The following is a 12,811-nucleotide window of genomic DNA, read 5'->3' on the forward strand; positions in this document are numbered from 1 at the left end:
CTTCGGTGAACCTGATGACGGCTGCGGCGATGCCCGGTACCGACGACGAGCGCACGCCGTCCTCGGTGTGCAGGACGCTGAGAGAGATGCGTCCGAGCGCTTCCAGGGCGAAGGAGTCCGAGCTCGGGTGGCCTTCGTCCTGGCTGGGGGCGTGGTGATCGGGGTGATGATGCGCTCGGCGACGTCCAGGAGTGCCGTGCGCAGTTGCGTTCCACACCCGCAAAGAACGCGAACGCGTCTACCCCGGCCCGACCAGTACAACTCCGAACTCCTGGTCTGACCGGCAACCTCCGGTGTCCGGGGAGGGGGTGGTGGTGATGTCTCCCTGGGTGTCGTAGGTGTAGCCGGTGTCGGTCAGTCGGGTCGGCGGCGTCGTAGGAGTGGTTGACCGTGGTCGCGTCGCTGGTCTGGCAGGTCCCGTCGGAGCTGGGTGCCGCCGTGGACGTGCGGTTGGAGTCCGCGTCGTAGCCGTAGGTGCGGGTCGTGCACTGGCCGGCCCGGGTGTCGGCCACGCTCGTCAAGCGGTCGGCGGCGTCGTAGGCGTAGACCGGGTGCTGTTGAGGCTGTTGTGGTCGACCCAGTCGCCCTGCGCGTTGGTGTCGATGCTGTCGGAGAGCGAAGTGGCCCAGTTGGGGTTGGTGTAGGTGAGATCGGTGGCCGTGCCCGTACCGTCGTACTGGTAGGTGGCGACGGTCCCGCCGGGGTAGGTCTCGGTGGTCAGGTCGCCGTCCGGGTCGTAGGTCTCGGTGAACGTTCCGGCCAGGGAGTCGGTCTCGGAGGTCATGCCACCGGTGTGGTTGGTTCCTCCGTTGTAGGTGAGGGTGGCGCTGCCCTGGACGTCGCTTCGGGCGGTGGGGTGGCCGGCCAGGTCGTAGGTGTAGTGGGTGACGGCTCCGGTGGCGTCGGTGTAGCTGCCGATCTGGCCGAAGTCGTCGTAGGTGGTGTTGAGGTCCGCGGTGACCGCGCCGCCCGTGTCCACGTTGTCGGTGTCGGTGAGCAGGCCGGTCGCGGAGTCGTAGACGGTCTTCGTCGCCGGAAGCGCCGCGCCCGTGCCGGTGCCCGTTGTGGTGATGGACCTGCCGACGGTGCGTGCGGCGGAGTCGTACGTGGTCGTGGTCGTGCGGGTCGAGGTGCTGTTGTCGGCCGCGGTCCAGGTCTCGGTCTTGGCCAGCGGCTCGAGGTAGGTGTTGTAGGTGTACTTGGTGACGGGAAGGCCGGCCAGTTGGGCGGTGCCGGGCTGCGCGGCGGGGCTGGTCTTGCAGACGAGGTCGGCCCAGGCGGGCTGGTTGCCGCAGTCCGTGTCGGCGGAGTTGCCGCCGGCGGTGTAGTAGACGACCTTGGTCGTGCCTGCCCCCGTGCCGGCCGTGTCGCTGGGCTGGCTGCTGGAGATCACCAGTGGTTCGCCGCCGTGGAGGCCCGCGTTCTCGTTGAACGCGACGGTCGTGGCCTTGCCCAGGCCGTTGACGGTCTGGAGCGGGCTGTGGACGGTCCAGCCAGTGGTGTCGCTGCCGCTGCTGTAGCGGTAGGCGGTGGTACGGGCGTCGACGTCGTCGGTGCCGGGCACGGCGCTGCCGAGGCCGGCGCTGACGGTCTGGGAGGTGACCAGGTCGTAGGGATCGCCGTCGGCGTCCTTGTCGCTGTTGGGGGCGTTCTGGTCGTAGACCTGGTGGGTGTGGGTACGGATGGTCTGCAGGCTGCCCGAGGCCATGGCCTGGTGGGCGGGGCCGTAGGTGTCCAGGAGTTGGGTGCCGTCGGCGGCTGCGGTCAGTCCTAGGGCGGGACAGCGACGCCCTGCACGGCGGTGAGGCCCTGCCGGCTGCGGCGTGTGCGGTCGCCACCGTGTCCGCGGCTCTTCCTCGTTGACGAGGGTCTTCCTCGCCTTTCCGGCCTGGCGGCGGGCCCGCCTCGCATGGCGGATTCCATGGTGCGGGCCCTTCCGTATGTCCGTGTCCCGACCAGCTACGTTCTTACCCGCTTGGGTGCCACTGCGACGAGCCCGGACGCACCCCGGCCCGACGCCGCCGCCCGCGCACCACGTACGGCCGACCGAGCGGCCCCGGGTCAGCTGAGGCCGAGCGTGGCGAGCGCGGTGGTCCAGTCGGTCACGATCGCCTGCTGCGCCTGCGCGAGGGTGACCTTGCCGGCGCAGACCGCGGTGTGCAGCTTCGTCTCCACCGGGTCCTTCGAGTTGTTGACCCCGCTGCCCTTCTTGTGGCCCGGGTCGGCCGGCTCCACCCACAAGTTGCGGTAGTCGTTGGGGTCGCCGCCCAGTTGCAGGCTGATCAAGTGGTCGTACTCGGCGTCGCTCATGTTCCCGGCGAAGCCGTAGGAGGCGGCGTTGAGCCTCTTCTCCTTGCCTGTCACGTACGTGGAGGGCCTCACGCCGGAGGTGTAGCCACCCTTGCGGCAAATCGTCGACTTCAGGTTCGTCTGCGTGACGGCCGGAGAGATCGCGCCCGGTGTGCACTTCGGGTCCTCCAGCGGTTCCCCCTTCTCGTGCCGGTAGTGGCAGCTGCCCGCCGCCGGCTGCTGCTGCACCGTGTACTTCTTCTGCGGGCCGGCTCCCACCGCGATCGACCGGGCCCCGCCCGCGGCACCCGACGCGGCCGGCGCCGCAGCCCCGCGTGACGACGGGTCCGACGTACTCGGCGGGACGGACGAACAGCCCGCCAGAACAAGGCAGGCCAGCAGCGCGGGCGAAGCGACGCGGCGGGTGGAGCGCATGACGACCTCTCACGGGCAGGCGATAACTGAGCAGATGCTGCCCTACCGGGAATTCCGCACTCCGGGCGGGGTGCCCGGGCGGGAGCACCCGCGCCATCCGGCGGGGCGGCCACAGGGAGCGCTCCCTAAACGTCGTAGACAGCGCTGCGGATGGCCTGGTCGGCACGGCGGTCGTCGGCAAGTTCGCGACGGCCGCCGCGAGGCTGCCACGGGCGACCCCGAAGTCGCCGACAGATGGCTCCACGCCCGACATCGCGGCCCACTCTTCGGCTCGTCAAGGCACGCATCCTCGTTGCCCCCGACGGCTGGATGTTCCGCTTCACGGTCTCCCGCGAGGACGTCGGCCCCCCCGCTCCGTGCCACGAGGCCCCCTATCCGTGACGAACCGCGGCCGCGATCCCCGCCCTGACGGGGACGTCATCCAACCTCACGGGCTATCTCCCGTTCCCGCCTTCGCGTTGGCCGGCATCCTCGGGCCGCTCCTCGCCACCCGCTGGGCCTCGAAAGCCCGACCACCCCGTCTGGCAGCGCCATGCGAGGGACCGGCGCCGTCGGCACGTATGCGCTGTGATGAACTGGCCACTGATCACCAGTGAAGCAGGAGAGAGATGACGGCAGACGCAGAGCAGCTCCGCCAGGACGGGCACCGGATCGAGAAGTGGTCGATCGGGTGGATGCTGCTGTCGCTGGCGATGTGGGCGTGGTTCGGTTACCGGTTCCTGCTGGACGAGGACCGGGGACTCTTCGCACCCGCCCAAGGCGGCCGCGCGCTGGTGGGCATACTCGCGCTGGCGGTCATCCCGACGATCATCACGGCGGCGACCCTCGTGTACGCCCGGGTCCTGTTCCGCCTGGCTCGCCGGACTGGGGCAGAGGCCGGGTGAGGGATCCCGGGCGACATCAATGAGTGACTCTGTCGAGAATCTTGACTTTCCCGCAAGGACCAGCGCTCCGGTGCCTACATGGACGGTCGAAGTACGCGTCAGCTCACCCGCAGACCGACCGCCAGCGTCAACTCAAGGACCCGGTGTGGCGATGCGAGATCCGGAAACAGCTCCCGCAACTGCGACATCCGGTACCGGACCGTCTGGGGATGGACGAACAACGCCGCCGCCACCTCGTCCCGCCTGCCCTGGTGCAGCAGCCACTCCCGCAACGTCTCCTCCAGCCGCCGTGCGGTCGCGGCAGGCAAGGTCCTCAACGGTGCGAGGGCTCGGGCACGCAGGTCTGCGAACGCGTCCACGTCGGCGCTCAGCACCAGCTCGGGCAGGTGGTCCTCGGTGTCGCGAATATCAGCGGAGAGGGAGCGGGCGCGTACGGCCCGTGCGTACGAGGCGGACGCTCGAGTCCATGGCCGGGCCGGGCCGACCACGGCGGTGCGGTCGGTCAACTGCCGCGAGAGATGTGATCGGTCGGCGTCGGGGACGAGCAGCACACCGGTGGCGTCCGGCAGATCGTCGAGGACGAGGGTGCTCGGGTCGAGCGCGTGGTAGGCAGGCCGGGCCTGGGCGGCGGGCAGCAGGACCGCGGTCAGTGAAACCGGGGGCTGCCATCCGGCCCGTTGAGCAGAGGCCAGCAGCACGTCCGGGCTCGCGCCGGTGAGGAGGTCGCGGGCCAGGTGTTCCAGGTGGCGCTCGTGGGCCCTGCCCCGGGCGGCCAGTTCGTCGGCGTGGCCCGCGGCGCTCGCGGCGGAGAGCCCGTCGATGTAGGCGAAGGTCAGCTCGGCGAACTTGGCGACCTCGGCGGCGGGCAGACCTGCGGGTACGGCACCCGCTGCCAGGCACCGCCAGGCCACGCGGGCGCCGACACGGTAGGCGCTGAGCAGGGCGTCCATCGAACGGCCGTCCCGGACCTCGCCGCGGCCCAGCTCGTAGGCTGCGTCACCGGCGTCGCCGCCTGTGGCGTTCCCGCTCGCGAGGTCCAGGTAGTGCCCCAGAGCGGTGCGGACGGCTCGGCGGATGGTGCCGCCCATGCGGCCCGAAAGGGCGTTGGCGTAGGGAGGGACCTCGTCGATGATCGCCTGGACGACCTCGTCGGCGGTGCTCTTCAGCGCGGCCCGGAGTGCGGCGACCGTCGTCTCATCCAGGGCCAGTTCGCTGGCCCTCCGGATTGCATGCCCCATGTTTTGTTCCCTGCGAACAATTCAGTCGACCGGATTCACGTCCTACGGACAAGACTTTACGCCCTGAGGCGCATCAGGCTGGAGTCATGACGAGTACAGCGCTCCGCAGCAGGGCGTGGAAACTGCTGGAGATGGTCACGACGCCGCTGCTGCCGTCGGACTACCTCGACCTGGTCAGCCCGCTGCGTGCGGGCGCCGACCTGCGTGGGCGCATCGAGGCCGTGCACCCCGAGACGGGTGACGCCGCGACCATCGTGATCAGACCGGGACGGGGCTGGCGCGGCCACACGGCCGGTCAGTACGTGCGGATCGGGGTCGACGTCGACGGGGTGCGCCTGTGGCGTGCCTACTCCATCACCTCGCCGACAAACCGCCGGGACGGCCGCGTCACGATCACCGTGAAGGCGATCCCGGACGGCAAGGTCAGCAACCACCTGGTCCGCAGGGCGAAACCGGGCACGCTGATCCAGCTCGACCAGGCGACCGGTGACTTCGTGCTGCCGCAGGCCAAGCCCGCCAAGGTGCTCTACCTGACGGCCGGCAGTGGCATCACGCCCGTGATGGGCATGCTGCGCGACACCGAGTTCGACGACGTCGTCATGGTCCACTCCGCACCACAGGCGCAAGACGTGATCTTCCGCGCCGAACTGCACGACCTGGTCGCGGACAAGAAGCTGCGGCTCACCGAGGTGCACACCGCCACGGACGGCACGCTCGACATCGCCCGCCTCGACGAACTCGTGCCCGACTGGGCCGAGCGCGAGACCTGGGCCTGTGGGCCCGCAGGCCTGCTCGACGCCGCCGAAGAGCACTGGAGCGAGCACGGCGTCCGAGAGCGCCTGCACACCGAACGCTTCCGCCCCAGCATCGCAGTCGCCGGCGACGGCGGCGAGGTCACGTTCAGCACCACCGGCAAGACCGTCGACGCGGACGGCGCCACACCGTTGCTGGACGTCGGCGAGGAGGCCGGCGTGCTCATGCCCTCCGGATGCCGCATGGGCATCTGCTTCGGCTGCGTCACACCGCTCAAGGCGGGCGCCGTCCGCGACCTGCGCACCGGCGAGATCACCGAGGCCGAACCGGGCGTCCTCATCCAGACCTGCGTGTCCGCCGCCGCGGGCCCCTGCGACATCGAACGGTAGGAACACCTTGACCGCCACCGACCCCACCGCCCACCTGACCGCGGAGCAGATCGAGGAGCTCGGCCGCGAGCTGGACGCGATCCGCGACGAGGTGATCGCCGACCGCGGCGAGAAAGACGCCGCCTACATCCGCAAGGTCATCTCGGCGCAGCGCAAGCTCGAGCTGGTCAGCAGGGGCGTGCTGCTGTTCTCGATCTTCCCGCCCGCGTGGCTGATCGGCACCGCAGGTCTGTCCGTGGCGAAGATCATGGACAACATGGAGATCGGCCACAACGTCCTGCACGGCCAGTGGGACTGGATGCGGGACCCGAAGATCCACTCCACCACCTGGGAGTGGGATCACGCCTCGCCGTCCGAGCAGTGGAAGCACTCGCACAACGAGCTGCACCACACGTACACCAACGTGATCGGCAAGGACAACGACCTCGGCTACGGCATCATGCGCGTCGACGAGGACCAGAGGTGGCACCCGTTCCACCTCGGCCAGCCGCTGTGGAACTTCATCAACGCCTGCTTCTTCGAGTACGGCATCGCCGCGTACGACCTGGAGCTCGCCAAGAACTTGCGCAAGCGCCGCCGCAACAACCCGGAGTTCCGCGCGCGGGCCAAGGCCGTGGGCCGCAAGATCCGCAAGCAGGTGCTCAAGGACTACGTGATCCACCCGCTGCTGTCGGGCCCGTCGTTCCTCACCACGCTCGCCGCCACGTTCACCGCGAACCTGGTCCGCAACATCTGGACCCACTCGGTGATCATGTGCGGGCACTTCCCCGAGGGCGTACAGGTCTTCGAGCGCCGGTCGATCAAGGGCGAGACGCGCGGCCAGTGGTACCTGCGCCAGATGATGGGGTCGGCGAACATCAGCGGCAGCAGGGCCATGCACTTCATGACCGGCAACCTGTCGCACCAGATCGAGCACCACCTGTTCCCGGACCTGCCGAGCAACCGGTACGCCGAGGTCGCGGTGAAGGTGCGCGCGCTGTTCGAAAAGTATGAGCTGGAGTACGTCACCGGACCGCTGCCCAAGCAGGTGTTCTCCGCGTGGCGCAAGGTCTTCCGGCTCTCGCTGCCGAACAAGAAGCCCAAGGTCAAGACGCCGGACCGCGAGCAGGAACTCGTCGCGGCCTGACCTGATTCCCGGTATTGGTTCAGATCCCACAGGACCTCACGGGTGGGGTCGGTGACGACCTGGACGTTCACTCCGTGCCGGCGGTGCTTGGCCGAGTGGTCGGCCATATGTGAGCTCATCCGGGAACCATGGGGCGTGGTTGGTCCGCCGGGCCAGCGGGGGGACGGGGGCCGGTGTCGGCCTCAGCCGGGACGGTTCGGGTCGCGTGGGTCTCGCCACACGAAGCACCAGCGCCCCTCGTCGTCCTTCGCCGGTTCGTCGTGGTTCCAGTTCCGGAACGTCCGTAGGCAGATCTCCGACTCAGGCCCCAGCGGACCGAGCCACTCGGCGACGACGACCCGCTCCTGCGATACGGACTCCACCGCCCGGTGGTCCGGGGGCCACCCGTTCCCGTTCAGCTTCACCTCGACGACCCGGCCGGCCGCCGGACCCTGCATCAGGATCGCCTGCTCGCTCATGCCCGGGACCTACGTTCGGAACACACCGGGCGGGTCCGCCCGGTCACGGGTCCGGCTTGCAGCCTCGCACGCGGTGGCCCAGCGCTCCCGCAGGAAGAGCTTCACCTGGTCGGCCGGCGCGGGGGTGAGGCGGCCCTTCGCCACCCACCCGTCGGCGCCCGTGTGCAGAACGACGGCGCGCCGCTCGGCGCGGCCGTGCCGCAGGGCCTCGAAGACCCACGTCGGAGCCCGCTCGATGAAAACGTCGGCGTAGTCCCGGCCCGTCGAGACCGACCCGGTAGACCCAGATGCCGTCCGCCTCCCGGCGGCGGGCCAGCAGCCGACCCTCGACCGCGCGCCCGCCGGACAGGGTCACCGTCACCTGCGGCTCTTCATCTTATCGTCCACATGTTCGAAAAATAGCCCCCTGGTTGCCCACCGGCGTCCGCCGCAGGCGACCTCCAGCGCGACCTCCAGCGCGAGCTGACCTACGACGGCCTGCGGGCCGCCGAGGCCGTTTTCCCTCACCGGGGCGTCTTGCCGTCGGCTGACGAAACTGCCGGACGTGCCCTCGGAACCGGCTGCGTGGTGGCCCACCACCTCCCGCACGATGTCCGCCTGCTGATCCTCGCCCTCGTCCAGGCCGGAGAAGTCGGGGCTCATCTGGTGTACCGGACACGGCAATTTCCCTGAACGCTGATCACGTTGGGAGAGGCCATTGTCCTTCGGGACCTCGTCGCTCTGCGGCGCAGCCCTGGGGCGGCACCTGCCTGGGCAGGACCGTGGCGTGCGCGTCGGACCTTCTTCTGCCCGCCTGAAACGTCAACCGTTGGGGCTAATCCGGGTGGCTTCAGGGAGCCGGGGGTGAGGGACTGGGGGAGCACCCTTCCGTTCTCTGTCAGCTTTCCGCTGCGCTGAAAGTCCGAGGTGATTGCGGGTGACCCCCAACTCCAGTACTCCCGTCAACGGCGACTACTACGACCCGAAGGACCTCACGGCCGCCACGACCTACCGGGCCGACGGCTCCGAGATCCTCCACGGCATCTCCCTGCGATGGACCACCGGAGGCAACTCCGGCGGTGACACCACCCCGCCGGACTGGGACGACGGCCGGGCTCCGTACCCGCACGAGTACGAGGTGTGGCTCAATGGCCAGCCCGCCCAGACCCTCTATCTGGACTGGCCGGCCTGGTGGGGTGGCTGGAAACTCGCCGCCAACCACTGGGTCACGCTGGGAACCGATCCGGGCGACACCTACCGAGTCAAGATCCGGGCCCGGCGCGGCGACGGCACCTGGAGCCCGTTCTCCGAGGAGTGCACCGTGCCCGGCCGGGCCGACGACCCGTACCAGCCGATCCCGGTCGCGGTGTCCGACGACCGCAGCGGGGACGTCGCGCAGCCCAGGCACGGCAACATGGCCGACCCGCCGGGCCGCTCCGTGCTCGCCCTGAAGCCCGCGGAGGGCGGCGGGGGTCACGCCTGCACGAGCACATTCTGTGACCAGGTCCGGGCGGCCTGCGCTCCGGACGTGTGGTGGGCGGAAGTCGTTCCCGGCAAGGAGCGGATGTGCGCGGACTACCCGTGGAACCGGCACGGCCACTACCTGGAGTACCGGAAGTTCAGCACCGGCAGCGACGACGGCAAGGTGGCCTCCGCGGGCAACCCCCGCTTCGCTGGCCTGGACCTCGTGGGTGACTGGCCCACCACCGCCCTCGACGCGGGTGCCAAGGACCTCACCTTCGCCTACGAGCACACCGCCAGCCACACCGGACCGACGTGGACGTACCAGTTCTTCGTCACCAAGGACGGCTGGAACGCCTCAGCCCCCTTGTCCTGGACCGACCTGGAGCCGACCCCGTTCATGGTGGTCGTCCACGGCCGCAACCCCGAACAGGCATGGACCACGGAGGCGCTGGCCGGACGCAAGACGGGCCGACACGCGATCGTGAACATCTGGGGCGGGCACGGCGGCGTCTGCACCACCGGCAACCCGGAGAGGTGCTGCGACCACGTCGACCAGGAGCAGCAGATGACCGGCGAGTTCTTCGTGTCCGTCTCGGACGTCGTCTTCGAATGATCTGACGGGGAGCCGCAGATGGAACCGGCGTGCCGAAAACCGGACTCGGTCACGCCCACACTCCTCGCTCCCGGACTCCGCCCCGGCGCCACGCCGGGGCGGGCCGCACGCAGTGGCCCTCCACCCCTTGAGGCCGGCAGCCCGTTCAATTCGGGCGGGCTATGGCAGAAGGCAGGCTCCGGGGTCGTCGCCCTCTTCAACGAGTCGGGCAGCGCCCAGCCCGTCGCCCGACGGCGAAGACCCTGGGGCTGCCGGACGCCGACGCCTACACCCTGCGCGACCTGGACGGTGCCGCCCGTCAACGGGCGCCGGCCGCAAACCCGGGCGCGAGAGTGTCGGAGCGAGCCGACCGGCGTTGAAGATCGCGCGACGACCCGGGTCCCGAACAGCAGGTAGAAGTCCGACGTGACGGTGCCGACGACGTGCACGACGACGAACGCGGCAGGAACGCCGCGAGCGCGACGGCGCGGCCGTCACGGGTGCGCCCACGGCCATGCCGACGGCGTACTCGGACTCGGATTCGCGACTGCACGAAGATATTTAGTAGAATTACGTACGATATTTGCTTTGTATGCCTCTCGGGTGGGAGTAGGCAGATGGTGGAGCGGGACAGCCCGGAAAGACGGGGGCGCCTGAACCGTCGACTGGTGCTTGCCGCGGCCGTCGCACTCGTCGACCGGGAAGGGCTTGCAGCGCTGACCATGCGGCGCCTCGCCACCGACCTGGGTGTGGAGCCGATGGCCATCTACCGCTACACGGCCGGCAAGGAAGCGCTCGTCGACGGCTTGGTCGAGGCCTTCTTCGGCGAGGTGAACGACCGGTTGCGCACCACGTCCGAGGAGATCCGGCCGACTCAAGACGCCGAATGCACCGAGCTGCCCTGGCGCGCAGAACTGTGCAGGATCGCGCGCGCCTTCTCCGCGGTGGTGCACGTCCACCCCGAAATCCTGTCCGTGGTGGCCACGCGCCCGCTCGCCGTGCCGGTGGCCCGGCGCCCGGCCTCCCTGCTTCAGCTCACCGAACACATTTTTGCCGTGCTCGGCCGGGCCGGCTTCGACGAAGCCGCCACGCTGACCATCTACCGGGCGTTCGTGGCCTGGATTCTCGGCTGTCTCCTCGTGCACAACCGGCAGATCGTCGACAACCCTGACGAACCGGACCTCATGCTGCGCCTGGGGCTGCACCGACTGCCCGCCGCCGAGTACCCGCGACTGCGTGCCCTCATGCCGCGACTGGCCGAGTACAACGTCGAGCAGGAACTGATCGCAGGTCTCGACAGCCTGCTCGGCCGGATGCCCGAGGCACCCCTTGACGCGTTCTACGGCAGAAGCGCACCCTGAGGATACGAGGTACACATCGGGCATATCCCTGCGTCGGCAGGTGCGTCGTCGACACCGCTGATGTGAACTCGACGGCGCCCGGGAAGAGGCCGCCATGTCCACCGAGTACACGACCCTGCGCGTCCGAGTCACGGCCAAGGACGCCGACACCCTGCGCGCGCTCCTGCGCGAGGCCCGTCCCGATGTCGGCGGCCGGGTCCGCCGAGGCGAGGACGGCAGCTTCGGCGTCGATGCCTACGTGTCCCTCGAGGAGGCCGAGGCCCTCGACCGCGAGGGTGTGTCGGTCACGATCCACGAGGACGCGACGGCCACCGGAAGAGCCCGCCAGGCCGAGGTCGGAGCGGGAGACCGGTTCGCTCCCGAGGACGCGGTTCCGCATGGGCTCGCCCTCAAGGTCACGGAAGCCTAGGAGGGACATCATGCCGTATCTGAACATCACCGAGGTCGAGTCGGCCGTGACCAGTCTGGCCGCCGCGTTCCCGGCCGCGGAGCTCATCGGACTGCCCGAACCTTCTGTCGAGGGCCGGACCTCTCACGCCCTGCGGATCGGCACGGCAGAGCGCGATGGCAACGACGTCGTCGTGCTGATCGGCGGCGTCCACGCCCGCGAATGGGGCAGCTGCGAGATCTTGGTGGACCTCGCAGCCGACCTGTTGGAGGCCCACCGCGACGGTACCGGTCTCACCTACGGCGGTACCAGCCTCACCTCCACCCAGGTGCGCAGCATCCTCGACGAACTCGACGTCGTCGTCTTCCCGCTCGTCAATCCGGACGGTCGGCATTACAGCCAGACCGTCGACCCGTTGTGGCGCAAGAACCGCAACCCGGCCCAGTCCGGCGGCGACCCGGCCGGTGTCGGCGTCGACATCAACCGCAACTACGACTTCCTCTTCGACTTCGAGACCGCCTTCCACCCGGCCGCCCCGGTGCGGGTCTCGACCGACCCGGCCAACCCCCAGCAGGTGTACCAAGGCCCCAGGCCCTTCTCTGAGCCCGAGACCCGCAACGTCCGCTGGCTGCTCGACCAGTTCCCGCGGACCCGCTGGTTCGTCGACGTGCACAGCTACTCCGAGGACATGCTCTTCGTCTGGGGGGACGACGACGGCCAGTCCCTCGACCCGAATAAGAACTTCCAGAACCCGGCCTTCGACGGCAAGCGCGGACTGGCCGACGACCTGCTGTACGGGGAGTTCGTCCCGAAGGCCGATACCGACGACGCCGCCGTGCTCGCGGAACAGTTCTGTAAGGGGGTGAAGGGCGTACGCGGAAAGGACTACACCCCGATGCCCGCCTTCGACCTCTACCCGACCTGCGGAACCAGCGACGACTACGCCTATGCGCGCCACCTGGTGGAGTCACACAACGGTAAAGTCCTCGGCTTCACGGTCGAGTGGGGGAAGAACAGCTTCCACCCGCCGTGGCCGGAGATGAAGAAAATCATCCTCGACGTCGACGCCGGACTGGCGCAGTTCTGCCTGACCGCTGCCACCTAAGCGTTGTCCCGTAAATGATCTTCGACGTGTTCGTTGGCCTGCCTGTTTCTTCGTCAGCCGGCGAGGGTGAGGTTGTGCAGGCGGGCGATGCCGAGCATCGCGTGGTGGACGCCGTCGCCCTTGAGACGGCAGTCACGGAGGATTTTCCAGGTCTTCATCCGGGCGAAGGCGTGCTCGACGCGGGCGCGAACTTTGCGGTGGGAGGTGTTGTGTTCCTCTTTCCAGGCCGGGAGTTCGGTCTGGCCGGGTTCGCGGCGGTGCGGGATGACCAGGCCGGTGCCCCGGTAACCGCCGTCGGCGATGACCGTGGTGTGACCGACGGCGTCTTTCGCGCCGGACAGTTCCCATGC

General features: G+C 69.2%; 13 protein-coding genes and 1 pseudogene. 7 read left to right on the top strand and 7 right to left on the bottom strand.

Annotated features, from left to right (window positions below; translation table 11 throughout):
* Window positions 1-517: 517 nt before the first annotated feature.
* Window positions 518-1,708, bottom strand: coding sequence for an RHS repeat domain-containing protein (locus BMZ82_RS24820; protein ID WP_093779429.1), 1,191 nt, complete (start codon window positions 1,706-1,708; stop codon window positions 518-520).
* 353 nt (window positions 1,709-2,061) lie between these two features.
* Window positions 2,062-2,724 (bottom strand): hypothetical protein, encoded by a 663-nt coding sequence (locus BMZ82_RS24825; protein ID WP_093779431.1) that lies wholly within the window; start codon window positions 2,722-2,724, stop codon window positions 2,062-2,064.
* A gap of 608 nt (window positions 2,725-3,332) precedes the next feature.
* Here BMZ82_RS24825 and BMZ82_RS24830 point away from each other — a divergent pair.
* Window positions 3,333-3,608 (top strand): hypothetical protein, encoded by a 276-nt coding sequence (locus BMZ82_RS24830; RefSeq protein WP_093779433.1) that lies wholly within the window; start codon window positions 3,333-3,335, stop codon window positions 3,606-3,608.
* A 98-nt stretch (window positions 3,609-3,706) separates the two neighbouring features.
* Here BMZ82_RS24830 and BMZ82_RS24835 read toward each other — a convergent pair whose 3' ends face one another.
* Complete coding sequence (locus BMZ82_RS24835; protein ID WP_093779435.1) at window positions 3,707-4,846, bottom strand: PucR family transcriptional regulator; 1,140 nt, start codon at window positions 4,844-4,846, stop codon at window positions 3,707-3,709.
* An 86-nt stretch (window positions 4,847-4,932) separates the two neighbouring features.
* On the opposite strand from BMZ82_RS24835, the gene BMZ82_RS24840 reads away from it, so the two are divergent.
* Both BMZ82_RS24840 and BMZ82_RS24845 read left to right on the top strand, forming a co-directional pair.
* Window positions 4,933-5,988 (top strand): ferredoxin reductase, encoded by a 1,056-nt coding sequence (locus tag BMZ82_RS24840; RefSeq protein WP_093779437.1) that lies wholly within the window; start codon window positions 4,933-4,935, stop codon window positions 5,986-5,988.
* Window positions 5,989-5,995: 7 nt separating this feature from the next.
* A complete protein-coding gene (locus BMZ82_RS24845) occupies window positions 5,996-7,114 on the top strand; it encodes a fatty acid desaturase family protein (RefSeq protein WP_093779439.1) in 1,119 nt (372 codons plus the stop codon).
* Between the two features lie 26 nt (window positions 7,115-7,140).
* Here the strand turns inward: BMZ82_RS24845 and BMZ82_RS39585 are convergent.
* From BMZ82_RS39585 to BMZ82_RS24855, 3 genes and pseudogenes are all read right to left on the bottom strand, one after another.
* Window positions 7,141-7,218: pseudogene (locus BMZ82_RS39585) on the bottom strand (IS5/IS1182 family transposase); the annotation flags it as partial.
* Between the two features lie 78 nt (window positions 7,219-7,296).
* On the bottom strand, window positions 7,297-7,572 hold the full coding sequence (locus BMZ82_RS24850; RefSeq protein WP_093779441.1) for a hypothetical protein: 276 nt from the start codon (window positions 7,570-7,572) through the stop codon (window positions 7,297-7,299).
* Between the two features lie 357 nt (window positions 7,573-7,929).
* Complete coding sequence (locus BMZ82_RS24855) at window positions 7,930-8,214, bottom strand: hypothetical protein (protein WP_093779443.1); 285 nt, start codon at window positions 8,212-8,214, stop codon at window positions 7,930-7,932.
* 274 nt (window positions 8,215-8,488) lie between these two features.
* On the opposite strand from BMZ82_RS24855, the gene BMZ82_RS24860 reads away from it, so the two are divergent.
* The 4 genes from BMZ82_RS24860 (at window position 8,489) to BMZ82_RS24870 (ending at window position 12,461) form a co-directional block, all read left to right on the top strand.
* On the top strand, window positions 8,489-9,628 hold the full coding sequence (locus BMZ82_RS24860) for a lytic polysaccharide monooxygenase auxiliary activity family 9 protein (protein WP_093779445.1): 1,140 nt from the start codon (window positions 8,489-8,491) through the stop codon (window positions 9,626-9,628).
* Window positions 9,629-10,224: 596 nt separating this feature from the next.
* Complete coding sequence (locus tag BMZ82_RS24865; protein WP_093779447.1) at window positions 10,225-10,968, top strand: TetR/AcrR family transcriptional regulator; 744 nt, start codon at window positions 10,225-10,227, stop codon at window positions 10,966-10,968.
* Between the two features lie 94 nt (window positions 10,969-11,062).
* Window positions 11,063-11,377 (top strand): hypothetical protein, encoded by a 315-nt coding sequence (locus tag BMZ82_RS40855; RefSeq protein WP_177244647.1) that lies wholly within the window; start codon window positions 11,063-11,065, stop codon window positions 11,375-11,377.
* Window positions 11,378-11,387: 10 nt separating this feature from the next.
* The gene (locus tag BMZ82_RS24870) at window positions 11,388-12,461 is read left to right on the top strand and encodes a M14 family metallopeptidase (RefSeq protein ID WP_177244648.1); all 1,074 of its coding nucleotides are present in this window, start codon (window positions 11,388-11,390) and stop codon (window positions 12,459-12,461) included.
* Between the two features lie 53 nt (window positions 12,462-12,514).
* On the opposite strand, the gene BMZ82_RS24875 is transcribed toward BMZ82_RS24870, so the two are convergent.
* Window positions 12,515-12,811, bottom strand: a 297-nt coding sequence (locus tag BMZ82_RS24875) for a transposase (protein WP_143098898.1), incomplete at its 5' end; no start/stop codon positions are given.

Origin of the sequence: Streptomyces sp. yr375 (assembly GCF_900110755.1) — a bacterium.
Lineage (GTDB): Bacteria > Actinomycetota > Actinomycetes > Streptomycetales > Streptomycetaceae > Streptomyces.